This window comes from Phenylobacterium sp., assembly GCF_013911965.1.
Classification (GTDB): Bacteria; Pseudomonadota; Alphaproteobacteria; order Caulobacterales; family Caulobacteraceae; genus Phenylobacterium.
In genome coordinates this window covers 104,894-130,717 of the sequence record NZ_JACESE010000007.1, presented here as the reverse complement: position 1 = coordinate 130,717, position 25,824 = coordinate 104,894, and the positions used below count along the sequence as shown (strand labels likewise).

At 70.0% G+C, this 25,824-nt stretch carries 28 protein-coding genes and 1 tRNA gene; 14 read left to right on the top strand and 15 right to left on the bottom strand.

Features of this window, described 5'->3' with window-relative positions:
- Together H2041_RS09190 and H2041_RS09185 are read left to right on the top strand one after the other, a co-directional pair.
- The gene (locus H2041_RS09190) at positions 1–939 is read left to right on the top strand and encodes an MlaD family protein (protein WP_293411845.1); all 939 of its coding nucleotides are present in this window, start codon (positions 1–3) and stop codon (positions 937–939) included.
- Positions 936–1,568 carry an ABC-type transport auxiliary lipoprotein family protein gene (locus H2041_RS09185; RefSeq protein ID WP_293411844.1) on the top strand — a complete coding sequence of 211 codons (633 nt, stop codon included), beginning with the start codon at positions 936–938 and terminating at the stop codon, positions 1,566–1,568. Before H2041_RS09190 ends, H2041_RS09185 begins: the two co-directional genes overlap by 4 nt.
- On the opposite strand, the gene folD is transcribed toward H2041_RS09185, so the two are convergent.
- The 4 genes from folD to H2041_RS09165 all read right to left on the bottom strand — a co-directional run bounded on the left by folD (position 1,565) and on the right by H2041_RS09165 (position 4,609).
- Positions 1,565–2,458, bottom strand: a complete 894-nt coding sequence (gene folD, locus H2041_RS09180; protein WP_293411843.1) for a bifunctional methylenetetrahydrofolate dehydrogenase/methenyltetrahydrofolate cyclohydrolase FolD — start codon at positions 2,456–2,458, stop codon at positions 1,565–1,567. The genes H2041_RS09185 and folD overlap by 4 nt on opposite strands.
- A gap of 84 nt (positions 2,459–2,542) precedes the next feature.
- Entirely contained in the window at positions 2,543–2,995 is a 453-nt protein-coding gene (locus tag H2041_RS09175; protein ID WP_293411842.1) for an NUDIX domain-containing protein, read from the bottom strand.
- Positions 2,995–4,005 (bottom strand): S1/P1 Nuclease, encoded by a 1,011-nt coding sequence (locus H2041_RS09170; RefSeq protein WP_293411841.1) that lies wholly within the window; start codon positions 4,003–4,005, stop codon positions 2,995–2,997. The genes H2041_RS09175 and H2041_RS09170 overlap by 1 nt, the downstream gene beginning before the upstream one ends.
- A 13-nt stretch (positions 4,006–4,018) precedes the next feature.
- Complete coding sequence (locus H2041_RS09165) at positions 4,019–4,609, bottom strand: glutathione S-transferase family protein (RefSeq protein ID WP_293411840.1); 591 nt, start codon at positions 4,607–4,609, stop codon at positions 4,019–4,021.
- A gap of 166 nt (positions 4,610–4,775) precedes the next feature.
- On the opposite strand from H2041_RS09165, the gene H2041_RS09160 reads away from it, so the two are divergent.
- On the top strand, positions 4,776–5,258 hold the full coding sequence (locus tag H2041_RS09160; protein WP_293411839.1) for a 3D domain-containing protein: 483 nt from the start codon (positions 4,776–4,778) through the stop codon (positions 5,256–5,258).
- An 80-nt stretch (positions 5,259–5,338) separates the two neighbouring features.
- Here H2041_RS09160 and H2041_RS09155 read toward each other — a convergent pair whose 3' ends face one another.
- The 6 genes from H2041_RS09155 to cobA are packed head-to-tail and all read right to left on the bottom strand — an operon-like array spanning position 5,339 to position 10,335.
- Positions 5,339–6,151, bottom strand: a complete 813-nt coding sequence (locus H2041_RS09155; protein ID WP_293411838.1) for a ferredoxin--NADP reductase — start codon at positions 6,149–6,151, stop codon at positions 5,339–5,341.
- Positions 6,152–6,181: 30 nt separating this feature from the next.
- Complete coding sequence (locus H2041_RS09150) at positions 6,182–6,946, bottom strand: phosphoadenylyl-sulfate reductase (protein WP_293411837.1); 765 nt, start codon at positions 6,944–6,946, stop codon at positions 6,182–6,184.
- Positions 6,947–6,948: 2 nt separating this feature from the next.
- Entirely contained in the window at positions 6,949–7,452 is a 504-nt protein-coding gene (locus H2041_RS09145; protein ID WP_293411836.1) for a DUF934 domain-containing protein, read from the bottom strand.
- Positions 7,436–9,091, bottom strand: a complete 1,656-nt coding sequence (locus H2041_RS09140; RefSeq protein WP_293411835.1) for a nitrite/sulfite reductase — start codon at positions 9,089–9,091, stop codon at positions 7,436–7,438. The genes H2041_RS09145 and H2041_RS09140 overlap by 17 nt, the downstream gene beginning before the upstream one ends.
- A gap of 10 nt (positions 9,092–9,101) precedes the next feature.
- Positions 9,102–9,461, bottom strand: a complete 360-nt coding sequence (locus H2041_RS09135; RefSeq protein ID WP_293411834.1) for a DUF2849 domain-containing protein — start codon at positions 9,459–9,461, stop codon at positions 9,102–9,104.
- A 1-nt stretch (position 9,462) separates the two neighbouring features.
- On the bottom strand, positions 9,463–10,335 hold the full coding sequence (gene cobA / locus H2041_RS09130; protein WP_293411833.1) for a uroporphyrinogen-III C-methyltransferase: 873 nt from the start codon (positions 10,333–10,335) through the stop codon (positions 9,463–9,465).
- A gap of 175 nt (positions 10,336–10,510) precedes the next feature.
- Here cobA and gcvA point away from each other — a divergent pair, with 175 nt between their 5' ends.
- A complete protein-coding gene (gcvA, locus tag H2041_RS09125) occupies positions 10,511–11,479 on the top strand; it encodes a transcriptional regulator GcvA (protein ID WP_293411832.1) in 969 nt (322 codons plus the stop codon).
- 33 nt (positions 11,480–11,512) lie between these two features.
- Positions 11,513–11,869, top strand: a complete 357-nt coding sequence (locus tag H2041_RS09120) for a chorismate mutase (protein WP_293411831.1) — start codon at positions 11,513–11,515, stop codon at positions 11,867–11,869.
- Here the strand turns inward: H2041_RS09120 and H2041_RS09115 are convergent.
- Positions 11,839–12,192, bottom strand: a complete 354-nt coding sequence (locus H2041_RS09115; protein WP_293411830.1) for an Hpt domain-containing protein — start codon at positions 12,190–12,192, stop codon at positions 11,839–11,841. The two genes, H2041_RS09120 and H2041_RS09115, sit on opposite strands and share 31 nt — an antisense overlap.
- 89 nt (positions 12,193–12,281) lie before the next feature.
- Here H2041_RS09115 and H2041_RS09110 point away from each other — a divergent pair.
- Positions 12,282–12,357 (top strand) — tRNA-Lys (locus H2041_RS09110).
- 35 nt (positions 12,358–12,392) lie between these two features.
- On the opposite strand, the gene H2041_RS09105 is transcribed toward H2041_RS09110, so the two are convergent.
- Complete coding sequence (locus tag H2041_RS09105) at positions 12,393–14,444, bottom strand: ATP-binding protein (protein WP_293411829.1); 2,052 nt, start codon at positions 14,442–14,444, stop codon at positions 12,393–12,395.
- Positions 14,445–14,583: 139 nt separating this feature from the next.
- On the opposite strand from H2041_RS09105, the gene H2041_RS09100 reads away from it, so the two are divergent.
- From H2041_RS09100 to H2041_RS09070, 7 genes are all read left to right on the top strand, one after another.
- Positions 14,584–16,149: a tetratricopeptide repeat protein gene (locus H2041_RS09100; protein WP_293411828.1), complete on the top strand. Its 1,566-nt coding sequence runs from the start codon at positions 14,584–14,586 to the stop codon at positions 16,147–16,149.
- 148 nt (positions 16,150–16,297) lie between these two features.
- Positions 16,298–18,835 carry a TonB-dependent receptor gene (locus H2041_RS09095; RefSeq protein ID WP_293411827.1) on the top strand — a complete coding sequence of 846 codons (2,538 nt, stop codon included), beginning with the start codon at positions 16,298–16,300 and terminating at the stop codon, positions 18,833–18,835.
- Positions 18,836–18,852: 17 nt separating this feature from the next.
- Entirely contained in the window at positions 18,853–19,749 is an 897-nt protein-coding gene (locus H2041_RS09090) for a phosphodiester glycosidase family protein (RefSeq protein ID WP_293411826.1), read from the top strand.
- Between the two features lie 19 nt (positions 19,750–19,768).
- A complete protein-coding gene (locus tag H2041_RS09085) occupies positions 19,769–20,671 on the top strand; it encodes a hypothetical protein (RefSeq protein WP_293411825.1) in 903 nt (300 codons plus the stop codon).
- Between the two features lie 74 nt (positions 20,672–20,745).
- Positions 20,746–21,900, top strand: coding sequence for an acyl-CoA dehydrogenase family protein (locus tag H2041_RS09080; protein WP_293411824.1), 1,155 nt, complete (start codon positions 20,746–20,748; stop codon positions 21,898–21,900).
- Between the two features lie 74 nt (positions 21,901–21,974).
- Positions 21,975–22,583, top strand: coding sequence for a DUF4142 domain-containing protein (locus H2041_RS09075; RefSeq protein ID WP_293411823.1), 609 nt, complete (start codon positions 21,975–21,977; stop codon positions 22,581–22,583).
- 70 nt (positions 22,584–22,653) lie between these two features.
- Positions 22,654–22,992: a hypothetical protein gene (locus H2041_RS09070; protein WP_293411822.1), complete on the top strand. Its 339-nt coding sequence runs from the start codon at positions 22,654–22,656 to the stop codon at positions 22,990–22,992.
- A 9-nt stretch (positions 22,993–23,001) separates the two neighbouring features.
- Here the strand turns inward: H2041_RS09070 and H2041_RS09065 are convergent, their stop codons facing one another.
- Positions 23,002–23,211, bottom strand: coding sequence for a DUF2188 domain-containing protein (locus H2041_RS09065; protein ID WP_293411821.1), 210 nt, complete (start codon positions 23,209–23,211; stop codon positions 23,002–23,004).
- Between the two features lie 297 nt (positions 23,212–23,508).
- Here H2041_RS09065 and H2041_RS09060 point away from each other — a divergent pair, with 297 nt between their 5' ends.
- Positions 23,509–23,718: a cold-shock protein gene (locus H2041_RS09060; protein WP_293411820.1), complete on the top strand. Its 210-nt coding sequence runs from the start codon at positions 23,509–23,511 to the stop codon at positions 23,716–23,718.
- A 76-nt stretch (positions 23,719–23,794) separates the two neighbouring features.
- Here the strand turns inward: H2041_RS09060 and H2041_RS09055 are convergent, their stop codons facing one another.
- Positions 23,795–24,835 (bottom strand): Gfo/Idh/MocA family oxidoreductase, encoded by a 1,041-nt coding sequence (locus H2041_RS09055; RefSeq protein ID WP_293411819.1) that lies wholly within the window; start codon positions 24,833–24,835, stop codon positions 23,795–23,797.
- A complete protein-coding gene (locus H2041_RS09050) occupies positions 24,832–25,815 on the bottom strand; it encodes a zinc-binding dehydrogenase (protein ID WP_293411818.1) in 984 nt (327 codons plus the stop codon). Before H2041_RS09050 ends, H2041_RS09055 begins: the two co-directional genes overlap by 4 nt.
- Positions 25,816–25,824: the final 9 nt, after the last annotated feature.

Sequence of the window (25,824 nt, the reverse complement as noted above, 5' to 3'; positions counted from 1 at the left end):
ATGGAGAAGAACGCCAACTACGCCCTCGTGGGGCTCTCGACGCTGATCCTGTTCATCGGCCTTGTGATCTTCAGCGTCTGGCTGGCGCGGGTGGCCTTCGCCCGGGACTTCGACGTCTACGACATCCTCTTCCAGGGCCCCGTCCGGGGCCTGACCGAGGGCGGCGAGGTGCACTTCAACGGCATCAAGGTGGGCGAGGTGACCGAGATCTCGCTCGACCGGACCAATCCCAGCCGGGTCCTGGCGCGCGTCCGCGTCGGTTCCGACGTGCCGATCCGCGTGGATTCCTACGCCACCCTGGAGCCCCAGGGGATCACCGGCCTCAACTATGTGCAGATCACCGCCGGCACGCCGACCAAGCCTCTGCTCAAGGAGGTCGCCCCGGAGGGCAAGATCCCCATCATCCAGAGCCAGCGGAGCACCCTCTCCGACCTGCTCGAAGGCGGCGGCACGGTCCTTTCCCGCACCGTGGAGGCCTTGGATCGCGTCAACCGCGTGCTCTCCGACGAGAATATCCAGACCTTCAGCGCGGCCGTCTCCGACGCTCAGGCGGTTACGGCCGAACTGCGCGAGCGCAAGGAGATCATCGCCGACGCCCAGACGGCTCTGCAGAACATCGGCGCGGCGGCCGAGGAGATCCGCGCCCTGGCCGAGTCCACCAACACCATCGTCGACACCGACGGACGTCAGGCCATGGCCAGCCTGAGCGACGCCGCTTCCGAGGCCGAGGCGGCCGCAGCCGACCTGCGCAAGATGCTGGCGAGCCTGGAAGGCCCCACCGCCGACTTCGCCACCAATGGCCTGCCGCAGATCGCCAACGCTGCGACGGCGCTGCAGGAGGCCGCCACCTCCCTGTCGCGCCTGGCCGACGAGGTGAACACCAATCCGCGAGGCGTTGTCGGCAAGGGCCCCGCCAAGGAAATCGAGGTGCAGCCATGATCGCCCGCCAACTTCTGCGCCTGACGGCCGTCGCCGGGGCCGCCAGCCTGCTGGCGGGCTGCATTTCGGTGTTCCCGGACGCCGATCCGTCCCAGCTCTACAGGTTCGAGGGCGCCTTGCAGGGCGAGCGCGCCACGGCGCGGGCGGGCACCACCTTCGGCGTCTTCCTGCCGAGCAGCGGCTTCACCGAGGCGAGCAGCGGCGACCGCCTCCTCACCACGACAGGGACGGAGGCCGCCTATATCGCCAACGCCCGCTGGGTGGCGCCGGCCGAGGTGCTGTTCCAGGAGGCTGTGGAGCGGGCTTTCGACGCCAATCCCGGCCCTGCGCGTCTGGTCGGCCGCGGCGGCCTGCGCCAATCGGAGCGGACGCTGCGCCTCGACGTCCGGCGTTTCGAGGCGAACTACGACAACGGCCAGAAGGCGCCGCCGGAAATCATCGTCCGGGTGCAGGCGATCCTGGTCAGCCGCAACGACCGCAGCTTCGTGGGCGAACAGACCTTCGAGGCGCGCGTCCGGGCCGACGACAATCGGGTCAGCGAAATCGTCGAGGCCTTCGATGAGGCGACCGCGGAGGTCCTGACCGAACTCGTCGACTGGACGAACCGGACCGCCGCTCCGGCGTCCTAGTCCAGGCCGTTCAACCGCTTGGCGGCGGTGACCGTGTTCTGCAGCAGGCAGGCGACGGTCATCAGCCCGACCCCGCCGGGCACCGGCGTGATCCAGCCGGCCACCTTGCGGGCGGCCTTGTAGTCGACGTCGCCGACCAGCTTGGTCTTGCCCTGGGCGGCCTTTTCCGGATCGCTGAACGGCACCCGGTTGATGCCGACGTCGATGACCGCGGCGCCCGGCTTGATCCAGTCCCCCTTGATCATCTGCGGCCGGCCGACGGCGGCCACCAGGATGTCGGCCTGGCGGCAGACTTCGGGCAGGTCGCGGGTGCGCGAATGGGCGATGGTGACGGTGCAGTCGGCCTGCAGCAGCAGGTTGGCCACCGGCCGGCCCACAAGGACCGAGCGCCCGACCACGACCGCGTTCTTGCCCGACAGGTCGCCCAGGCTCTCGCGCAGCATGATCATGCAGCCGAGCGGCGTGCAGGGCACCATGCCCGGCTCGCCATTGGCCAGGCGTCCGGCGTTGACCACATGCAGCCCGTCCACGTCCTTGTCCGGATGGATGGCCGCCAGCGCCGGCCGCTGATCGAGGTGGGCCGGCAGAGGCAGCTGCAGCAGGATGCCGTGGATGCGCGAGTCCTCGTTCAGGCCGGCGATCAGCAGCAGGAGCTCGTCGAGGCTGGTGTCGGCCGGCAGGCGGTGGGTCACCGAGTGCATGCCTGCGGCCAGCGACTGCTCGCCCTTGGAACGGACATAGACCTGGCTCGCCGGATCCTCGCCCACCAGGATCACCGCCAGACCCGGCTGCAGGTCGTGCTCGGCGCGCAGGCGGGCGACCTCCTGGGCCACCTCGGCGCGGACGCGCTCGGAAAAGACCTTGCCGTCGATGATCTGGGCTTCGGACATGGCGGCTCCTGGCGACTCCGGTCTGGAGCGCCTGCCACTAGCCCCTGCCCGCCCGCGAGGCAACGGAGGCGATGAGGCGGACGCTCAGCGTCGCAGCCAGTTCACCAGGGCCCAGACGTGGCTGTCGCGGCTGAGCAGGCGCAGAGCCTCGTGAGGCTCGCGCCACATCAGCTCGTGGTCGGCCTCGACCTTAGCCTCCGGCCGCTCCTCCAGCACCTCGGCTGCGAAGAAGACGCCACGGGTGTTGAAACGCTCGCCCTTGCCGTTCTCGAAGTAGTGGTCGGCGCGGACCAGTTCGGCGCGGGCGCGCACCACCAGGCCGCTCTCCTCCAGGAATTCCCGGGCCATGGCCTCGCCGGCGCTCTCCCCCGGATCGATGCCGCCGCCGGGGAGGTCGATGCGCGGCGGCCCCTCCGGAGGGTCGACATGAACGAGTGCGATCAGCCCCGCCCGCTCGGCGACGCCGAACGCCACCGGCCGATCGGGATAGGCCAGGCCCGGCTTGGGCTCGCCGAACTGCGGAACGGCGGCGGCCATCAGTCGACCGAGTAGAGGGCGTCGAAGGGATCGACCCGGCCGGCCTCCACGTCGGACACCTTCACCGGCTTCCAGCCGACCTGGGAATCGGCGCTGTCGCGCCAGGCCTCGACGATCAGGTCACGCAGCTCCGAAGCGCCGGCCGCGGCCCGCTCGGTCGCGAAGGCGACGCCGCGGGGATCGGCCGCCTCCAGGCCGCCCGCCTTCTCCAGGGCGTAGAGCGGCTCGATCTGTTCGAAGGTCGTCAGGATGTAGTCCACCGTACGCTCTTCGACGGGGCAGCCGCAGCTCTCGAACGGACGCATCTGCGCCTTCAGCCCCGGCAAGGTGACGTTGGCGCGGGTGAATTCGCTCTCGAACGGGCCGTGGATGCGGGCGGTCGTGTAGCCCTTCGGGTTCGGATAGTCGCCCCAGCCATTGTAGTGCACCGAGACGTGCAGCGGCTGCGAGCCGTCCGCGACGAAATGCGAGAGATAGCCGAGGGTGCGCTTCAGAAGCGCCTCGCGCCGCGCGCGGTCCTCGGCGAACCAGGCGCGCCGGCCGGGATCGGCGGCGTGCTTCTCGGCCGCCTTCAGCACCCGCCAATAGGCGAAGTCGAGCGTCAGCTGCTGGTACTCCTCGACGATGGAGTACTGCAGATAGCCGGCCTTCCAGCTGTCCGTGCCGGCGGCGCGCAGGCCGGTCTCGTAATCGGCGCGAGTCGGCGGCAGCGGCGCCTGGAACACGGGGCCGCCCATGACGCGGCGGGCGTCGTCCAGATCGACGAAGTGGCCCGGATCGCGATTGCTGTCGTGGATCTTGCCGGCGCCCTTGGAGCGGTCCGGCTCCCGCGACAACTCGCCCACGTCGGCGATGACGGTCGGATCGCGCAGGAAGGCCGGGACTTCCTCCGGCAGGGCCTCCATCGCCGCCACGCCGACGATCCGGTGGCCGTGACCGCCCCAGGCGAGCGCCTGGGCCGGCAGGGCGAGGCTGAGCGCCGCTGCGAGGGATAGCCGGATGATCCGCATCTGAACCGAACTCCTAGTCCGTGATGGCCAGCGCCGTCTCCACGCGCGCGACCCACGCCTGAACCCTGGGATAGCGGGCAAGGTCGAACCCGCCCTCGCCCGCCCAGCGGGTATAGGCCACGAGCGCGACGTCGGCGAGGCTGACGCCGGAACTGGCCAGGAAGTCGCGGCCCGCCAGGCCGTCCTCCAGCCGCTGAAGGGCGCCGTAGCCGCGCTCGACCAGCCTGGCCTCGAGTTCCTCGGGCGAGCGGCCCTGGTAGCGGACCAGGAAGCGGGCCACGGCCACATAGGGCTCGTGGCTGTACTGCTCCCAGAACATCCATTCGAGCATCCTGGCCCGCTCATAGGCGTCGGCCGGGACCAGGTCGGATCCCTCCGCCAGATGCAGGATGATGGCGTTGGACTGGGCCAGGGGCCGGCCGTCCGGAAGGACCACGGCGGGGACCTGGCCGGCCGGATTCATGGCCAGGAAATCCGCCGTTCGGGTCTCGCCCTTGAGGATGTCGATTTCGATCCACTCGTAGTCGAGGCCGAGGTGGTCGGCGACCCACTTCACCTTCAGGCAGTTGCCGGAAATCGAATCGCCGAAGATGCGCAGGACCATGATCGCCTCCGATTGATGCCGTCACGCCTCTAGCGGAAGCAGCGCCGCCGCCAAGACAGTTCGTCTGCGGGCGCCCCAAGAAGGCCTAAATTGAACGGGTTGTCGAACGCCGATCGCCCGGTTAGAGGACGGACACACCAGACCCACGACGCAGGATGACGCCGCGATGCGACGCACCCTCGCCGCCCTGGCGGCGCTTCCCATGCTGGCCCTCGCCTCGAGTTCGCAGGCGGCGGCCACCGATCCCATCGGCGATCTGATCGTCTCGGCCCTGACCGGTTCTCCGCTCGGGACCCCGGCCTACAAGCTCAAGGCGACGCTCTATCACGCCGGCGCGGCGGGTGTGGGCGCGCTCGACTCGCTGGGCTGCAAGGTCGTGGCGATGCGCACCGCCGCCATCGACAAGAACGTCATTCCGCGCAGAACGATCCTTTTCATCCAGGAAACGGTCGGCATGCCCCTGCCCGACGGCGGCACGCACGACGGCTACTGGTACGCCTCCGACGTGGGCGGCGCGATCAAGGGCGAGAAGATCGACCTGTTCACCGGCGCCGGCCGTTCGTCCATGAAGCCGATGATGCCGCTGAACCTGTCGGAGCTGACCGTGACCAAGGTCGGCCAGTTCAAGGGCTGCCCGCCGGCCGAGTAAGGCCCTCTCCTGCGTCAGAATCAGAAACGGCCGGGCGTGCGCCCGGCCGTTCTTGTTTGCGCGCCCGCGAGAGGCGCCGATCAGGTCTCGACGAAGGCCTTTTCCAGGACGAAGTCGCCGGGGCTGGCGATCGAGCCCTCTTCGTAGCCCCGCTCCACCAGCATGGCCTTGAGATCGGCCAGGACGGAGGGGCCGCCGCAGAGCATCAGGCGGTCCACCGCCGGGTCCAGCGGCGGCACGCCGAGGTCCTCGAAGATCTTGCCCGAGGCGATCAGGTCGGTGATCCGCCCTTGGGTCTTGAACGGCTCCCGCGTCACCGTCGGATAGTAGCGGAGCTTGCCGCCGATCACTTCCGACAGGATCTCGTCCTTGGGCAGTTCTTCCTCGAACAGCTCGCGGTAGTTCAGGTCGGCGATCTCGCGGACCGTATGGGTGACGATCACCTCGTCGAAGCGCTCATAGACTTCCGGGTCGCGGGCCAGCGACAGCCAGGGCGCCAGACCCGTGCCGGTGCCGATCATGTAGAGCCGCTTGCCCGGCCGCAGGCCGTCCAGCACGAGCGTGCCGGTGGGCTTGCGCCCGACCAGAACCTGATCGCCGACCTTGATCTTCTGCAGGCGCGAGGTCAGCGGACCATCCGGCACCTTGATGGAGTAGAACTCCAGCTCCTCGTGCCAGGCCGGGCTGGCGATGGAATAGGCGCGGACCAGCGGCTTGCCGTCCACCTCCAGCCCCACCATCACGAACTGGCCGCTCTGGAAGCGCAGGCCCGGATCGCGGGTGGTGCGGAAGGAGAACAGACTGTCGGTCCAGTGCTGGACCCAGGTCACGGTCTCGAGGTTGAAGGCGCCGGACGCCTTCTTGGCCGGCGCGGCCACGGTCACGTCAGTCATGATCAGGTCTACTCTTTGCGTTCGCGCGGGTCAGATGTCGCCGCCGACATTGGCCGGCGACCCTGCGACGCCGACGCCGGGCGCCCGCGTCAGATGTATGCCGCATTCGCTCTTTTGCGAGCCCTTCCAACGGCCCGCACGCACATCTTCGCCCTCTTCCACCGGCGAGGTGCACGGCCAGCAGCCGATGGAGGGGAAACCCTGGGCGACCAGCGGATGGGCCGGCAGGGCGTGCTTCGCCGCATAGGCGTCCAGGTCGTCCTTGGTCCAGTTGGCCAGGGGATTGAACTTCACCTGGTGCTCGGCCGCCTCGACCACCGGCAGGGACAGGCGGTCCCCGCCATGGAACCGCTTGCGGCCGGTGATCCAGGCGTCGAAATCGGCCAGGGCGCGGTCCAGCGGCAGCACCTTGCGGATGTGGCAGCAGGCGTCGGTGTCGGTCTGCCACAGCTTGGCGTCCGGGTCCGACACGGCCAGGTCCTGATAGTGCGGACGCAGGTCGCGCACGTCGGTCAGGCCCAGGCGCTGGGCCAGGTTCTTCCGATAGTCCAGGGTCTGGCCGAAGAGCATGCCGGTGTCGAGGAAGAGGACCGGAATGTCCGGCTTCACCTGGGCGGCCAGGTGCAGAAGCACCGCGGACTCCGCCCCGAAGGACGAGACCATGGCCAGCTTGTCCCCGAACGCGCGCACGGCCGCCTCGAGAATGGCGGCGGGCTCGGCGTGGCGCAGTTCGGCGTCGAGCCGGGCGGCCAGGCCCGGCTGGTCCGCCGGCCGATCGGTCTGGTCGTAGGCCATGCTCACCCTCCTTCGCGCTCCAGCCAGGCCGGCGCGCGGACGTCGGCGGCGCGTTGATAGACGTGGCGGTGACGGGCGACGGCGTGAGCCCAGTCCTGCGGGCCCGATCCGTCGGCCGGGGCGAAGGTGTCGATCCCGCAGCGGACCATGAAGCCGGCCTGCTCGCGCAGAACCTCGCCCACGGCGCGGATCTCGCCCTTGAAGCCGAAGCGCTCGCGCAGGAGCCGCGCCGAGGTGTAGCCGCGGCCGTCGCGGTACTTGGGGAAGACCAGCGCGACCAGAGCCAGGCGGGGCAGGTCGTAGGCCAGGGCCTCCACCTCCTCGGCCGGCTCCAGGCGCACGCCCACGGCGCGACCCTCGGAGAGCAGGTGCTCGCCCTCGGACTGGAAGCGGGTGACGGAGATGATCAGGTCGCCCTGCGGCAGCATCTCGTCGTCGGCCACTGAGGTGAACGGATCTTCGGCGAGGACGAAGCCCTCGCCTTCGCGCTTAATGAGCGTCGGCATAGACGGCCTCCTTGAAGGGTTCGACGCCGGTGCGGCGATAGGTGTCGAGGAAGCGCTCCCCGTCCTTGCGTTCCCGCAAATAGACGTCGACCAGGGTGTCGATGGCGGCGGCGACCTTGTCGTAAGGCAGGGCCGGGCCCAGGATCTTGCCCACCGCGGCGTCTTCGGCGCCCGAGCCGCCCAGGGTGAGCTGGTAGAACTCCTCGCCCTTCTTATCGACGCCCAGAATGCCGATGTGGCCGACGTGGTGGTGGCCGCAGGCGTTGATGCAGCCGCTGATCTTGATCTTCAGCTCGCCGATGGCCTCGGCCTTGTCCTGGTCGGCGAAGGTCTCGGCGATCTGCTGGGCGACCGGGATGGCCCGCGCATTGGCCAGAGCGCAGTAGTCCAGGCCCGGGCAGGCGATGATGTCGGAGATCAGGTTGACGTTGGCCGAGGCCAGGCCGGCGGCCTTCAGCCGCTCATAGACGGCCGGGACGTCGTCCAGCTTGATGTGCGGCAGGACGAGGTTCTGCTCGTGCGTCACCCGCACATCGTCCTGGCCGTACTGCTCGGCGAGGTCGGCCATCACGTCCATCTGGTCGGAGGTGGCGTCGCCGGGCGTTTCGCCGACGGTCTTCAGCGAGACCTCGACGATGGCGTAGCCCGGCTTCTTGTGCGGCCGCAGGTTGTTGCGCACGAATCGCGCAAAGCCGGGATCGGCGGCCCTGGCGGCCTCGAAGGCGTCCGAGGTCGCCGGCAGGCTCTCGAAAGCCACCGGCGCGAAGGCGGCGCGGATGCGGGCGAGTTCGGTGTCGGGCAGGTCGCCGGCGGGGCCGATCTTCTCCCACTCCTCCTCGACCTGGCGGGCGAACTCGTCGGCGCCGAGGGCTGCGACCAGGATCTTGATCCGGGCCTTGTAGAGATTGTCCCGCCGTCCGTGGCGGTTATAGACCCGCAGAATCGCCTCCAGATAGGAGAAGAGGCGCGCGGCGGGCAGGAACTCCTTGATCGTCGGGCCGACATAGGGCGTGCGCCCCAGACCGCCGCCGACGATCACCTCGAAGCCCAGCTGGCCGTCGCGGCCGCGGCGGACCATCAGGCCGATGTCGTGCACCTTGGCCGCCGTGCGGTCCTTGGGCGCGGCGGTGACGGCGATCTTGAACTTGCGCGGCAGGAAGGAGAATTCCGGGTGCAGGCTCGACCACTGGCGGATGGCCTCGGACCAGACGCGCGGGTCGTCCAGCTCCTCGGCCGTCGCGCCCGCATAGGGATCCGACGTCACGTTGCGGATGCAGTTGCCGCTGGTCTGGATGGCGTGCATGTCCACCTCGGCCAGATGGTCGAGGATGTCGGGCGCGTCGCGCAGCTTGATCCAGTGGAACTGCAGGTTCTGGCGCGTCGTGAAGTGGCCGTAGCCGCGGTCGTAGGTCCGGCCGATGAAGGCGAGCTTGCGCAGTTGGCGCGAGTTCAGCGAGCCATAGGGGACGGCGATCCGCAGCATATAGGCGTGCAGCTGCAGATAGAGGCCGTTCATCAGGCGCAGCGTCTTGAACTGGTCCTCGCTGAGCTCGCCCGAAAGGCGGCGGGCGACCTGCTCGCGGAACTCCCGCGAACGGTCGGCGACGAACTCCTTGTCGAGGGTGTCGTACTGATACATCCCCGCTCTCCTACTTGCGCTTGATCAGGTTGACCCGGCCGCTGGACCGGGCCGCGCCGGCGGCGTGCTGCAGCGCCTCGACGACCTCGCCGCCCTCGGCCTGCTTGCCGTGGGCCAGATGATTGGTGGGGCCGAGCGCGCGGATGCGTTCGCGATAGCTCAGCGGCGCCCAGATCCCGTCTGCGTCCATCAGCTCGATCAGATAGGGGTCGATCACCACGGTCGGCTGCGACTTGGCGTGGGCCTCGGCCGCTTCGCCGGCGGCGTCGTCCTCGAAGAGGTCGGCGTCGGCGAACCGCTCCACCCACTTGCCGCCCTTCCAGAAGACGACCTCGCCGTCGATCAGGCGATTGGCGGTCAGAGCTTTCATCCTACTTGCCTCCCAGCTCGGCGATGCGAGCCGCAAAAACCTCGACTTCGGCCGGCGCGTCGGCCCGCGCCAGGGCCATGGACTCGCCGACGATCAGCAGGGCCGGGCCGGAAAGCTCGGCGGCGGCGTCCGCCAGGCCGGCGAGCGTGGTGGTCCGCCTGCGTTCGTCCGCGCGGCTGGCGTTCTCCACGATAAGGGCCGGTGTGGCGGGCGAACGGCCGGCCTGAGTCAGCCGTCGGGCGATTTCGGGGGCCATGGACAGGCCCATATAGATGACCACGGTCTGGTTCGGGCGCGCCAGGCTCTCCCAGTCGAGATCGGGCTCAGAACCCTTGGCCGCGTGGCCGGTGACGAAGGTGACCGCCTGGGCCGCCCCGCGGTGGGTGAGCGGCGCGCCGGCGCCGGCGCTGGCCGCCAAGGCCGCCGTCACGCCCGGCACCACCAGGCATTCGACGCCGGCCTCGCGGCAGGCTTCCAGCTCCTCGCCGCCGCGGCCGAAGATGAAGGGGTCGCCGCCCTTCAGGCGCACCACCTCCAGCCCCTGCAGGGCGAAGGCGACCAGCATGCGGTTGATCTCGTCCTGGGCGTAGGAATGACGCGACTTGCGCTTGGCGACGCTGATCCGCTGGGCGGCGGCCGGGGCGAGCGCCAGGATCTCGTCGGACACCAGGCCGTCGTGGACGACGACCTGCGCGCCCTGCAGCGCCCTCAGCGCCTTGAGGGTCAGAAGCTCGGGGTCGCCGGGACCTGCGCCCACCAGCCAGACGCGGCCGGCGGCCGGGCGCGCGCCGGCGCCGTCCAGGACCACCAGCCCTGCAGCCGCCTTGGCGCCGGTCTTGGCCCCCGCCTTCGAATGTCGCGTTTCGCCCGCCATCGGTTTTAGCTTCTCTATACGCCACGGCCCCGGATGGCGATGGGGCGGACTTTCGCCCGCCCCACCGGTTATCCGCCGACGAAAAGGGCCGATACATCGCCGGATGCTTGCAAACTGGGGAAATGAGCCCCACTTCGCAACCCAAGGAGTTCTGCCCGGGGGTTCAGGAATTCTCATGGAACGAAACGCCGAGCGAACCGGCGATCGCCGCCGCCTTCCGCCGCTCAACGCGCTGCGCGCCTTCGAGGCCGCCGCCCGCCACCTGAACTTCAGCCGCGCCGCCGACGAGCTTTCCGTGACGCCCGGCGCGGTCAGCCAGCAGATCCAGAACCTGGAAGACTATGTGGGCGCGGCCCTCTTCAAGCGAACGCCCAAGGGCCTGCTGCTGACCGACGCGGCCCAGACCGCCCTGCCCGCCCTGCGCGAGGCCTTCGACCGCCTGGCCGAGGCCGCCTCCCTGCTGACCGCGGCCGTGGACGGCCGGCGCCTGACCATCACCGCCGCCCCCTCCTTCGCCGCCAAATGGCTGGTGCCGCGCCTGGGCAAGTTCGAAGAGGCCCATCCGCAGGTGGACGTCTGGCTGTCGGCCGGCATCGAGGTCGTCGACCTGACGGCCGGGGAGGTCGACCTCGCCATCCGCTACGGCTCCGGCCGCTATCCGGGGCTGGAGGTGGCGCGGCTGATGAGCGAGGCGGTGCTGCCGGTGGCCAGCCCCGACCTGCTGGCGCGCCAGCCGCTGGCCGAGCCCGCCGACCTGGTGAACCACGTCCTGCTGCACGACGGCTCGCCCGAGCTCGACGATTCCTGCCCCGACTGGTCCATGTGGCTGGCCGCCCGCGGCTTGAAGAATGTCGACGGCGCGCGGGGGCCTCGGTTCAACCAGTCCAGCCTGGTGATCGAGGCCGCCGTCAACGGCCGCGGCGTGGCTCTGGCCAAGCGGACGCTCGCCCAGGCCGACCTCGACGCCGGGCGGCTGGTGGCGCCATTACAGATCGCCACGGCGGTGGACTTCGCCTATTACCTCGTCCATCCCAAGGCCAAGGGACGGCTGCCCCAGGTCAAGGCGTTCGTCGCCTGGATCAAGGCCGAGGCCGAGGCCCACGAGGCCGCCCTTCGCGCCATCGACAATGGGGCCGGCATCTGAGGATCGCCGGCGCCGCCAAGCTTAGAGCGCCGCATGCGAATTGAGATCGACGACCACAAGGATCCCGCCGACTGCACCACCATGGCCGAGGTGCGGCAGGGGGTGGACGCGCTGGACCGGGCGCTGGTCGCCCTGCTGGTCCGCCGCCAGGGCTTCATGGACGCCGCCGCCCGCATCAAGCCGCACCGCGGCGTGGTGCGCGACGAGGCGCGAATCGAGGACGTGGTCGCCAAGGTCCGCGCCGCCGCCCGCGAGGCCGGCCTGTCCGAAGCCATCGCCGAGCCCGTCTGGCGCACCCTGATCGACCGCTGCATCGCCTATGAGTTCGGCTCCTGGGACCGCAGCCGCACGCCCGAGGGTCAGCCCCTGGAAGGGGTCTTGAGGGACTGAAGCGCCAGCTCGTGCAAGTACGCGGCCACGTCGGCGAGGGCGAGGTCGAGGGCGTAGTGCACATCGGCCAGCCGCCCCTCCCCCTCCCGCTCGGCGGCTTCGCAGGCCGCAGCCAGGGCGCCGGCCCCGATCCCGCGGGCGGTTCCCTTGACCGTGTGGACGGCGTCCGGCCAGGTCTCGCCCCCCTCGGCGATCAGGGGCCGCCAGATCTGGGCCTGCTGGCGGAAGAGCTCCAGCACCTCCTGGACGACGGCGAGGTCGCCGGCGGCGTAGGATTCCAGATAGGCGAAGTCCACCGCCCCGGTCAGATCGCGCCTGGCCATAATTCTTTCGCGCCCCCGCTTGCCATCGGCCGAAATCTGGCTATGTTCCGCGCCCTCGCCAAGGCCCCGCATACGAGGCCTGACGCGACGGGTGTATAGCTCAGTTGGTAGAGCAGCTGACTCTTAATCAGCGGGTCCAAGGTTCGAATCCTTGTACACCCACCATTCTTTCAAAGACTTAGATCGACGCTGACGGCCGCTTAGGCGGCCGCCTCGACGTCTGCGCCGACCCAGCGGGCCAGACAGGCCTGCAGGGTCTCCAGGTCGATGGGCTTGCCGACGCTGTCGACCATGCCGGCCTCACGGGTGCGGGCCACCTGTTCGGGCAGGACGTCGGCGCTCATGGCGATGATCGGCACGGCGCCCGCCGGCCCGTCCATGGCGCGGATGGCCCGGGTGGCGGCCAGGCCGTCGACGCCCGGCATGTGGACGTCCATCAGGATCGCGTCATAGACGCCGCTGCGGGCGGCTTCGATGGCTTCCCGGCCGTCGCAGGCCAGGTCCACCTCGCACCCCACCAGCCCCAGCATCAGCTGACCAAGCTCGCGGTTCATCGGGTGGTCGTCGACGAGCAGGATCCGCGCGGCCAGGGCGCCCCCCCGCCCGTCCTGCGGCGCTTGGACAGGGACCGCTTCGGCCCGCGGCAGCCTCAGCTCCAGCCAGAAGGTGGACCCCGCGCCCGGCGCCGAGGTCACGCCGACGCGGCCGCCCATGGTCTCGATCAGGCCCTTGCAGATGGCGAGGCCCAGCCCCGTGCCGCCGTGGGTCCGGCTGACGGAGGAATCGACCTGGCTGAACCGCTCGAAGAGGCCGGGCTGCGCCTCGGGCGCAATGCCCACGCCGGTGTCGGTTACGGCGATCCGGACCTGATCGGCCGCCCCGCCGGGAACGACCTCGAGACTGAGGGTGATCTGGCCGGCGTCGGTGAACTTCACCGCGTTGTTCAGATAGTTCAGCAGGACCTGGCAGAGCCTGTGATCGTCGCAGACATGGCCGCTGGCGACCGGTCCTTCGGTCTGCAGGGCGAGGGAGAGGCCCTTGGCCTCCGCCGCCTCCGCCACGATGGCCAGGGCGTCGCCGCAGACGTTGCGCAGGTCCACGGCCTTGGGGTCCAGCTCGATGCGCCCCGCCTCGACCTTCGAGAAGTCGAGGATGTCGTTGACGACGGTCAGCAGCGCGTCGCCCGAGCGGCGCACCAGGGAGACATGGCCGCGCAGATGGCCGGGCAGGTCGTCGCTGCGTTCCAGGAGCTGGGAAAAGCCGATGATGGAATTGAGCGGCGTGCGGATTTCGTGGCTCATCGTGGCCAGGAAGTCGGTCTTGGCGACCGAGGCCGCCTCGGCGCGCCGCCGGGCCCGTTCATGGCTGACGGCGCGCCGCTGCATGAGATCCTTCAGCCGCTGCTGGTGGGTGGCCGTCAGCGACGAGAGGATGCCGGTGGCGAAGACGAGCCCGAAAAAGGTCTGGAACAGGGCCACCCGCTGCGGCAGTCCGCCGGCCCCGCTGAGCAGCGGCGCCTGCCCCCAGAGGAATCCGGCCGCCAGGATGGTGAGGCAGGCCATGGCCACCGACCAGGTCACCGCCTGGGGGCCGGCCCTCAGGCCGAGCACCGTGACCGCCGGAAACAGCGCCAGGAGCGACATCGCGCCGAGCGGCGAGAAGGCGAGGCCCGTCAGGGCGACGACGGTCAGGAAGCCCAGCACCACCTGCCAGGCGGGCGCCGGAAGGGCGGCGCGGAAACGCCTTTGGCCGAGAAACAGGAGCGCCGGCAGCAGGATTCCCATGCCGAGGAACTTGGCCGAGAGACGGCTGGCGAGCATGGACAGGGCCACCTCGCCCTCGATCAGCCGGATGCCGATCCCCAACAGCACGGTCGCGCCCACCAGGGTCGGCGCCAGGGCGTAGAAGATGAGGCGGGCGAACCGGTCGGGCGTGGTCAGGCGTACGGCGTTGAAGCGGCGGGCCAGGCCGACGACGGCGATCGCCTCGACCACATTGAGCAGGGAATAGCCGACGGCGCCGTAGGCCGGGTGCCCGAAGCCGAGGATCACGGCGCACTGGATGACGAAACCCGCGGCCAGGCATGCGCCCGACCAGCGGCGGGGCAGCAGCAGAATGGCGGCGACGACGAAGGCGTTGGCGGTCCAGATCGTGTCGACGCCGGCCCAGTTGCTGACCACGTTCGTGATCCACAGGTTGGCCGCATAGAGGACCGCCAGGGTCGTGGCGACGATGATGTGGTGCTTACCCAAGGCCAGATTCCCCCACCTCGTTCCCCGCTCGACCTGCGGCAGGCTGACGCTAGGGGCTGCATCTCAAGCAAAGCTTAACCTTGAGACGCGCGCGGCGCCGAAGCGGGCCGGCGCGCTCGAATCGCGACAAGAGTCCGGCATGTCCCGCCCGCCCGCCGCCCCGGTCCTGCACGCGCTGAAGGCGCGCGGCAGCCGGCTTGAGCGCCAGGGCGACCTGCCAGGCGCCCTGGAGGCCTATCGGCAGGCGCTGGCTGCGGCGCCGGGCGACCCTGAGATCCTCGCCAGCCTGGCCGGCGTCGCCGAACGCCTGGACATGGCCGAAGCCGCCGAAGCGCTCTGGCGCCAGGCCCGGGCCTCGGCCCCGGCGAGCGCCGAAGCCGTGGACGGCCACGCCCGCGCGCTGGGGGTCCTCGGGCGGTTCGACGAGGCCGTGAGCCTCCTGCAATCGGTCCTCAGGGCCGATCCGGCGGATGCGCGGCTGTGGAACACCCTGGGCGTCACGCTCACCCGCCAGGGCCGGGCCGACGAAGCCCTGCCCTTCTTCGACGAGGCCCTGCGGCTCGACCCCCGCTCGGCGACCGCCGCCTACAACCGCGCTTCGGCCCATTTCGACCTGGAGGGCTATGAGGCCGCCGAGATCGATTTCGCCGCCGCCCGCAAGCTGGCGCGCCGGCCGGCCGACGCCGCCATGATCGACTTCGCCGCCGCGACCCTGGCCCTGGCCCGCGGCGATCTGGCCGCCGGCTGGGCCGGCTACGAGTCCCGACTGTCGCCCCACGCGCCGCGGCCGGTGAGCTTCGAGGCGCCCGGCCGCAGATGGACGCCGAACCTGCCCCTGGAGGGCCGGCGGCTGCTCGTCTTCGCCGAGCAGGGCCTGGGCGACGAGATCCTGTTCGCCAGCCTCGTTCCCGATCTCCTGGCCACCCTCGGCCCAGACGGGCGGCTGAGCCTGGCGATGGAGCCCAGGCTGGTTCGGCTTCTGGCCCGGAGTTTTCCCGAGGCGGAGGTCGTGGCCCATCACACAGAGACGCGGGACGGCAGGCTCCGCCGCAGCGCGCCGGACCTCGCGGCGCCTCGCGCGGTCGAACTGTGGACCACGCTGGGCTCCCTGCCGCAGCGATTCCGACGGCGGATCGCCGACTTTCCCGCAGCGCCGCCTCCCCTGCGGCCCGACCCGGCGCGGGTGGCTCACTGGCGCGCCTGGCTCGGCGACGGCCCGCCCGCGGTGGGCCTGAGCTGGCGCAGCGGCAAGCTCGGCGGCGACCGGCGCCGGCACTATCCGCCGCTGGAAGCCTGGCGTCCCGTCCTGCGCGAACAGGGCATCCGCCTGGTGAACCTCCAGTACGGCGCGGAGGTCGAGGAAGTTGGCGCCCTGAGCGCGATCGCGGGGCGGGCCCTGATGCAGCCGCCGGGGCTCGATCTCAAGGCCGACATCGACGACCTGGCCGCGCTCTGCGCCGCACTGTCGGGAATCGTCGCCGTCAACAACGCCACGGCGCAACTCGCCGGCGCCTGCGACGCGCCGACCGTGATGCTCTGCGGCGCCGGCGCCTGGCTGACCCTGGGCCAGGACCGCTATCCCTGGCGGCCCAGCGTGCGCCCTGTGGCGCCGAAGCGTTTCGGCGACTGGAGCCAGGCCATGGACGGCGCCCTCGCAAAGCTGCGGGAACTCCTGGCGGCGGACCGGCGCCGCCCCGCTTCCTAGACAAGTGCGACCACCGTCCCGGAAGCTTCACGCTTCAGCCGACAAGCCGTCTTGGAATCATCGCGGAACTGAGGCGCCGAGGCCGTAGCAGACCCTGTCAGGAAGCCGGCCCCAGACGAGGCGCCGGACGGAGACGGGGGTCCTCCAGATGAAGCGTTCCAACATTGGGGTCCGCACGACCCTGCTGCTGTCGTCCAGCGCCGTGGCGCTCGCCATGATCGCCGGACCGGCGATGGCCCAGAGCGCCGACAACGAAGTCTCGGAACTGGTCGTCGTGGGCTATCGCGCCCAGAACGCCCAGGCGATCGAAGAAAAGCGCGAGGATGCGCGCGTCGCCGAATACCTGTCGGCCGACGACATCGGCGCCCAGCCCGACTACAACATCGCCGACGCCCTGCGCCGCCTGCCCGGCGTCCAGACCCAGTTCGACGAGGACGAGGGCCGCTACGTCTCCATCCGCGGCCTGAACCCCAGCTACACCCTGGGCGCCATGGACGGCGCGACGCTCGCCACCGCCGAGCGCCAGAACCGCCAGCTGAACATGGAGGCCATTCCCTCCGGCGCCGTGCGCCAGGTGGTGGTGGCCAAGTCGCGCACGCCCGACATGGACGGCAACGCCATCGGCGGCACGCTGAACCTGGTCACCCGCTCGGCCTTCGATGTGTCCGACTTCTACGCCGCCGGCACGGCCATGATCGGGACCTCGGACTCCCAGGCCGTTCCCGGGGAAGGCTTCAACCGCGACACCGACGACGGCCTGAACTACCGCCTGGACGCCACGGTCTCCAGGCGCTTCGGGGCCGAGGGTCAGTTCGGCGTGCTGTTCGGCGTCAACTTCATGGAGCGTAACCGCGACCAGGAGCGCCTGCTGCCGCAGACCGTTCCGGCCGGGATCAGCGCCACGCCGACCCCGGTCGCGACCCTGGGGACCACCGACCTGCTGTGGTCCAACTACCCCAACACGATCACGCGCTATGGCGGCATCCTGAAGCTGGAATGGGAGCCGATGGCCGACCTGCGCACGGCGCTGACGCTCGCCCACTATAAGCAGGACGACAACGAACTGCGCCACAGCCAGCGGCTGCGCAACCAGACGGGCGGCAACGCCAGCTTCGTGCGCTTCAACGACTTCCCGCTGGAGAAGCCGCTCACCGTCGTCCAGTGGAAGGCCAACTGGGATCTCGACGACAACCAGAGCCTGGAAGCCCGCGCCTCCTATTCCGAGGCGACCTTCCTGGAGCCGTCGAACCAGATCCAGTTCAACCTGACCGGACCGGCGCTCGCCTTCGATCTGGCCCTCAACGGCGACGGCGTGCCGGTGGCCTCGAACATCGATCCGCGGGCCTTCAACCCGGCCAACTATGCGCTGGCGAACAACACCTTCTCGCCCTACGAGGACGACAGCGACGAGTACGTCCAGGAATTCGGTATCGACTACGGCTTCAACATCGGTCCCGGCGATCGCGGCTGGGGCTTCGGCCTGGGCGCCAAGTGGCGCGAGATCACCCGCGACAACGATCGCACCACCTGGAGCTGGACCTATACGGGCGCCCCGCTGACCCTGGACCAGTTCGACGTCGCCCACGGCTACACGCCGATCTATGCCGACTTCAACCAGCTCTTCATCGACTTCGACGCCTTCAACACCTTCTTTGAGCAGAACCGGGCGAGCTTCACCGGCGGCCGTAACGAGGCGGTCACCTCCGACTGGGTGTTCGAGGAGCAGGTCGGCGCCCTCTACGCCCTCGCCCGCCACGCCGGCGAGCGTCACAGCGTGATCTTCGGGGGCCGCTTCGAGGACACCCAGACGACCGTCGAGCGGGCCCGCACCGAGGGCGCCAACGTCACCCGCGTGACCCGCGACGGGTCCTATGACGACTTCCTGCCTTCGATCACCCTGACCTATGATCTGACGGACCGGCTGAAGCTGCGCGCGGCGGCCTTCCAGGCGATCGGCCGCCCGAACCCGAGCCAACTGGCGTCCGGCGAGACCGTCAATCAGACGACCGGCGCCATCAGCCGCGGCAATCCGGACCTGCAGGCCCGCAAGGGCGACAGCTACGAAGCCTCGCTGGAATACTACCTGCCGGGCGACCAGGGCCTCTTCGCCGTGGGCGTCTTCCGCAAGGAGATCGAGAACGAGATCATCACGCGCCTGACGCCGGGCGCCGGCCCCAACGGCGAGGACGTGACCCAGCCGGTCAACGTCACCACGGCCGAGGTCAACGGCCTGGAGCTGAACGCCGTGGTGAACAGCCTTCCCCTGCCCGGCCTTCTGTCCAACTTCGGCGTCTCGGCCAACGCCACCTTCCTGGACGGCAGCTTCGACACCGGCGGGACGCGCGGCACGGTGGACATGCTGCAGGGCCAGTCGGACTTCCTGTTCAACCTGGCGCTCTTCTACGAACAGGGACCATTCCGCGCCCGCGCCAGCTACGCCCGCATCGGCGAGGCGACCACCTCGGTCAGCTCCACCGACGCCACCGGCGCGTCGGACCGGATCGACGAGGCGACCGACACCGTCGACATGCAGGCCCGCTACACCCTGTCGAACGGCGTCGAGCTGATCGCCGAGGTGCGCAACGTGACCGACGAGAACAAGGTCAATACGACGGGCGACGGCGTCTATCGCGACGTCTCCTTCTACGGCCGCCAGTTCTGGATCGGCGCCTCGGCCAAGTTCTGAGGATGAGGACGCGCGCGATGAACCGCAGGTCGACACTCGCTGGCGTCTGTCTCCTGACGCTTGCCCTGACGGCCTGCGCGACGCCGCGTGCGCAACACCCGTCCGACGCCGGCGTCCGCGGGGAAGCCCTGTTCCCGGGCGGGCGCTACTGGCGCGAGAGCCGGACCGATCCGGCGGCGATGCAGGTCCATGTCCTGGAGCTGGACCTGCGGCGGGTGCGTCTGGAGCTCACCGCCGGCGACACCTCCGGCGGGCGTGAGCATGTGGCCCAGACGACGTCCGACTACGCCCGCCGCAACGGCCTCGCCGCAGCGGTGAACGCCAGCTACTTCACCCCCTTCAAGGGCGGCTCGAAGGGCGGCGAGGACTACTATCCCCACGCCGGCGACGGCGCCGACGTGTCCGGCGCGGCCATCGCCTTCGGCCAGGTGGTCTCGCCCGTCGAGCCGGACGAGGATGAACGCGTCAACGCCATCGTCTGCATCCGCGCCGCCGCCGTGACGATCCGCGACGGGCAGGACTGCGGCGGACCGGTCGATCATGCGGTTTCGGCCGGCCCGCGTCTGCTGGCCGACGGCCAGGCCCGCAGCTTCGAGGCCTTCGGCCAGGCCTATGGCGAGAACCGCCACCCGCGCACGGCGCTCGGCCTGGACGACGACGCGCCGCGGGCCTGGCTGGTCGTGGTCGACGGACGGCAGGCGGGCTACAGCGAAGGCGCCTCCCTCGCCGAGCTCATCGCCATCTTCCGAGCCCTGGGCGCCGAGCAGGCGATCAATCTCGACGGCGGCGGCTCGTCCACCCTGGCGGCCCGGCGCGACGGCGAGGTGGTGGTGCTCAACTCGCCCATCCATACGGGCGTGCCCGGGCGGGAAAGGCCGTCCGCCAACCATATCGGCGTCCGCGTGCGCCCCTGACCCTCTCGTGGAGATCGACATGACCCCGCTTGTCCGCGCCGCGCTCGCCGCCGCCCTGTTCGCCGCCGCGGGGTCTGCGCTCGCCCAGCCCGTCGCCTCGGAGCGCCCGCCGGTCTATGCGCCGCCGCCGGTGGTCGAGCTGCAGGCGAAGATGATCCGCGAATACGCCGCGCCGGAGGCCCGGCAGGGCGTGGCCGTCGACGCCGACCACGTCTACGCCATCGTCAACACCGTGATCGGCAAGTACGACAAGGCGACCGGCGCGCGCGTCGGCCGCTGGGCCGCGCCGCGGGAGGGCCTGATCCGCCACATCAATTCCTGCTTCGCCGAGGCGGGGAAGCTGTGGTGCGCCAACTCCAACTTCCCGCTCGTGCCGATGGCGAGTTCGGTCGAGGTGTTCGACACCGCCACCATGACCCATGCCGCGAGCCACAGCCTGGGCATACTCGACGAGGGATCGCTGACCTTCTTCGAGCGCTTCGGCCAGGGCTGGATCGCCGGCTACGCCCACTACAACGAGGACGGCGGCCTGCCATACAAGGACGCCGCCTATGCCGGCGTGGTCTTCTACGACGCCCAGTGGCGGCGGACCGGCGGCTACGCCCTGCCGGCGAGCGTGCTGGCGCGGATGGCGCCGCACGCGGCCTCGGGCGGGGTGCTCGGTCCCGACGGCCTCCTCTACGTCTTCGGCCATGACCGCCCGGAACTCTATGTGCTGGCCAGGCCGGTGATGGGCCCGACCCTCATCCATGTGGCCACGATCGCCATAGACGCCGCGGGCCAGGCCATCGCCTGGGACCGCACCGCACCGGGCCGCGTGATGTACGCCATCAACCGGCCCACCGGCGTGATCCGCGCCTTCGAGCTTCCGCCCGTCAGCCTCGACCACAGCCCGGACGCGCGTCCGCTGAAACCCGAATAGGCTTCCGTCACGTCCGGCTTCCCCTCCCCCGCCCCCCTCCTCTATGTCCGCAAGACAAGCGACGGGAGGCGGCGATGGAGCGGGACCAACTGGACGGCGTACTCGACACGGTGCGCAGGCTCTGCGCCCGCTTCCCCGGCGAGTACTGGCGTGCGCGTGACCGCGAACGCGCCTATCCGGCCGAGTTCGTGCAGGCCCTGACCGAGGCCGGCCTGCTGGGCGTCCTGATCCCCGAAGCCTATGGCGGCAGCGGCCTTGGCCTGTCGGCGGCCGCGGCGATCCTGGAGGAGATCCACGCGAGCGGCTGCAACGCCGCGGCGGTTCACGCCCAGATGTACACCATGGGCACCCTTCTGCGGCATGGGAGCGAAGCGCAAAAGCGCCAGTGGCTGCCGGGGATCGCCTCGGGCGAGCTGCGCCTGCAGGCCTTCGGCGTCACAGAGCCGACGGCGGGCACCGACACCACCTCCATCGCCACACAGGCTGTCCGCAAGGGCGATGTCTATGTCGTCAACGGCCAGAAGGTCTGGACCAGCCGGGCCGAGCATTCCGACCTGATGGTGCTGCTGGCCCGCACGACCCCGAAGGACCAGGCGGCGAAGAAGACGGAGGGCCTTTCCGTTTTCCTGGTGGACATGCGCCAGGCCGTCGGCCGCGGCCTGACGATCAAGCCGATCCGCACCATGTTCAACCACGCCACGACCGAGGTCTTCTTCGACGACCTGGAGATCCCCGCCGCCTCCCTGATCGGCGAGGAAGGCAAGGGCTTCCGCTACATCCTCGACGGCATGAACGCCGAGCGCATCCTGATCGCCGCCGAGTGTGTCGGCGACGGTCGCTGGTTCGTGGAGAAGGCCCGGGACTACGCCAGGGCCCGCGTCGTTTTCGGTCGGCCCATCGGCCAGAACCAGGGCGTCCAGTTCCCCATCGCCCGCGCCTACGCCCAGGTCCGCGCCGCCAAGCTGATGACCTATGAGGCCGCCGCCCGCTACGAGGCCGGCGAGCCGGCCGGGGAAGAGGCCAACATGGCCAAGATGCTGGCCTCGGAGGCGTCCTGGGCGGCGGCCGACATGTGCGTCCAGACCCACGGCGGCTTCGGCTTCGCCGAGGAGTACGATGTCGAGCGCAAGTTTCGCGAGACGCGGCTCTATCAGGTGGCCCCAATCTCGACGAACCTGATCCTGGCCTATCTCGCCGAGCACGTCCTGGGTCTGCCACGGTCGTACTGAGGATCGGCGCAAGACTGTCTCGGAACCTGAGCCGCTCTGCCCGGTTGTGGCCGAGGGTTATTCAGGAGACCGACATGAAATCTATGATCCTCACCGCCTCGGCGACCGCGGCCCTGCTGTTGGCTGGATGTCAGGACAACGAGGACCTCGGCCAGACGCCGCCGGTGAACGCCGTCCAGGACGTCGCCTCGACGGGCGTCGGCATGGCCTCGGCCGTGGTCGGCGGACTGCAGGCCGAGACCTATGTGCCGGCGGCCCACATCGCCGACATGTACGAAATCCGCGCCGCCGAGATCGCTCTGGAGAAGGGGCAGGACGCACGGGTCCGCGAACTGGCCCAGATGATCATCAGCGATCACCGGACCATGGCCTCGCAGATGGAGGCCGCCCTACCTCAGGCTCAGCTGGAGGAGAACGTCACCCTGCCCGAGCAGATGGACGAGCGGCGCCAGGGCATGATCGACAACCTGCAGGCCGCCAGCGCCGACACCTTCGACCTGGCCTATCTTCACCAGCAGCTGGCCGCGCACCTCGAAGCGCTCACCCTGCACAGCGAGTACGCCGAGGCCGGCGACAGCGAGGTGCTGAAGCCGATCGCCGCGCAAGCCGCCGAGAAGATCGAGAAGCACCTGGCCATGGTGCGCGAGGTTGGCGGCGAGGAACTGGAAGCCATGGCCAACTGATCGACCGGCGGCGCGGAGCGGAACCGGCAGGTCGGCTGCGGCATTGCTTGGCTGTAGCAGGAGGACATCCATGACCGATCGACGTCTCAACCGCGCCGCCGCCTTCGCCGCCGTCCTGGCCCTTGGCGGGGCCCTGGCCGCCTGTGGCGGACAGGACCAGACCGAGGCCGGCGACCGGCTGGACGGCGGGGCCGCGCCCACCTATCCCGGCGAAGGCGCCGCGGGTCTGGTCACGACCGATGACGCCGGGGCCGCCGAAACGCCGACGACGCCCGCCCTGCCCGGCGGACCGGCCGGCCAGACGCCCGACTATGACGAGGTGGGCGGCGTCGGCTCTCAGATCGAGACCGACCAGTCGACTCAGCCGAGCGGCGCCGCCCACAACACCTCGACCGACGGCGCGCGCTAGCCTTTCCGGCTACGGCGTGGCGAAGAAGCCGTGTTCGCCGCTGACGCGGACCTGGCAGGGGCGGCCCTGATCCTGGGCCGCTCGGGCCCGCTTGTTGGCGGCGGCCTTGGCTTCTTCCTTGTCGCGGCTGTGGTCCGAATAGGCGCCGTCATGCTCCACGGCCCACTGCCCGTCGTGGCGCGCCACGGTGAAGACCATGCGATCGGGGGTCTCGCGCATATGCTGCTCCCTTGAGTGTCCGCGCGAAGTCGCCGGCGGCGATTTCAGCAGCGGAAATGACGATTGAGCGAACAAAATAGAGGTATTTTCACCGCGCGTCCGGCGCCATCTGGAAATATTTCTTGCATCGTCGACGCGCTTCGTGCGAAAAAGCAGGCATCGAATATCGTTTTGGCTCGCCTAAGCTCCAGCACCGCCTTCGGGCCATATGCCACTGGACATCTCGACCTCTCCGAAAATTTGATCTTTCGCCCATTCGCGGGCGTTTGAATACTCGACCCGGAAAGGGATCAAGACATGGCTACCGGCACCGTTAAGTGGTTCAACGGCCAAAAGGGCTTCGGCTTCATTCAACCCGACGACGGCGGCGCTGATGTGTTCGTGCACATCTCGGCCGTCGAGCGCGCGGGCATGGCCTCGCTCCACGAAGGTCAGAAGATCGACTTCGAGCTGCAGCGCGACGCGCGCAACGGCAAGATGTCGGCTGCGAACCTGCAAGCCGCCTAAGGGCGAGCCTCAGACGCAATGACGAGAAGGGCCGGCGCTTGCGCCGGCCCTTTTTCTTTGGGCGAAGATCGGGCGCTCACCGCCCGTAGATGCGGTCCAGCACCTGGGCGGCGGCCAGCACGTCTTCCATCGCCGGATCGAACCGAGCCCCAGCCGCCAGGCGGCGCGCCCAGTGGGCGGCGGCCCGCCCGCCCCAGGCGTCCGGCGGAAGGGCCAACGTCTCACGCGCGGTGCCGCGAAAGCGTTCGGCGGTGAAGTCGTAGAAGGAGCCGTTCACGTTGCGGAACGCCGCCCCGCCCTCAGGGCCGTAAAACGCGGCGCCGATCACCGCATCCTGGCCCGCCGGCAGCCGCCAGGAACAGGCCAGCCGCACCACCGCCCCGGTGTCGAGCCTCAGGGTGGCCAGCGCGAAATCCTCGGTGCGGCCCTCAGAATCGATGAGCGGACGCCCCTCGGCGAAGAGGTCGGCGGAGACGTCGACCACCCTCGCCGGCGCCAGCGTCCACAGCGCCAGATCCACGAGATGGACGCCCAGATCCATCACGCAGCCGCCGCCTGAGAGCGCCGGATCGTAGAACCACGGCTTGTCCGGGCCATAGGCGTTGTGGAAGGTCAGATCCACGGCGTGAACGGCCCCCAGCTCGCCCGAGCCGACCAGGTCGCGGATCTTGGCCATCCCTTCGGTGAACCGATAGGACATGTCGACGCCCAGCAGGCGGTCGGCCCGACGCGCGGCGGCGAGCACGGCCTCGACCTCGGCGGCCGTGCGTCCCAGCGGCTTCTGACAGAACACCGCCTTGCCGGCCTGCAGCGCGCCGATGGCCTGCTCGGCATGCAGGGCGCTGGGGGTGGCGATGACCACGCCGTCCAGATCCATGGCCAGGAGCTCGTCGAAACCGCCGGCGCGGCGGGCGTCCGGCGCAAGGCGGCAGGCCTCCGCGGCCGTCGCATCGTCGGCGTCGAGTATGGCGACCGCCTCGGCGAGGCCTGTCGCCAGCATGGCCTCCATTCGGTTGCGGCCGATCCAGCCCACGCCGACGAAGCCGAGACGGGCCGTCCGTGCGCCCGCGGCCGGGGGCCGCCGTTCGCGCGGCTCCGGGGGTGCAAGCTCGCTCATGGGAAGGTCACCAGAGCCTTGAGGAAATCGCCGGGCCGGTCGCGCGTGGCGTCCAGCGCCTGGTCCAGCTCCTCGAGGCCGTAGGTGTGGCTGTAGAGCGGACGCGGGTCGAGGCGGCCGGAGACGATGGCCGCCACCGCGTCGCGCACGCCTTGGGCATAGACGGCGGGGTCGCGCTCGTGGGCGTTGACCACGTCGAGGCCGCGCCAGTTCCAGAGCTGCATGTTCACCTGCCGAGGGCCGTCCTGGTGGTAACCTGCGATGATGAGGCGACCCCGTTCCCGCGTGAGTTCGGCGGCGAGGTCGAGCGGCCACTGCTTGCCGACCGCCTCGATCACCCGGTCGCAGAAGAGGCCGCCGGTGAGGTCCTTCACCTGGCCGATGATCCGATAGTGGTCGTCCATGGGGATGGTCTCGGCCGCGCCCATGCGCCGCGCAAGATCGAGAGAGAAGTCCCGGCGCGAGATGGCGATGACCCGCGCCCCGGCCTCCGCCGCCAGCCGCGTGAGGATGGCGCCCAGGAAGCCGATCCCGACGATGGCGACCGTCTGCCCGGCCTCGATCTCACAACGGCGGAAGATGTTCATGGCGCAGCCCAGGGGCTCGCCCGGAAAGGGCTGGCCGTCGAGTTCGGGCGGCAGGCGCACCACGGCGCCCTGATCGGCGACGTCGAACTCGGCATAGGAATTGTGGGAGAGCGCGGCGACGCGGTCGCCGACCTTCAGGCCCTTCACCCTCTGCCCCACCTGGTCGATCACGCCCCAGCCTTCGTGGCCCAGGCCGCCCGGCGGCGTGGGGAACTGCATCCATTCCGGGCCTTCCCAGGGCGTCAGGTTGGAGGCGCAGACACCGCAGCCCTCCAGGCGGATGCGGACCTGGCCGGGCCCGGCCTGCGGCGTCTCGACCTCCCGCACCTCCAGACGGCCCGGTCCGGTCAGGACGGCGGCGCGCATGGTCTTCTGCGTCACGTGGACGGTCATGGCGTCTCC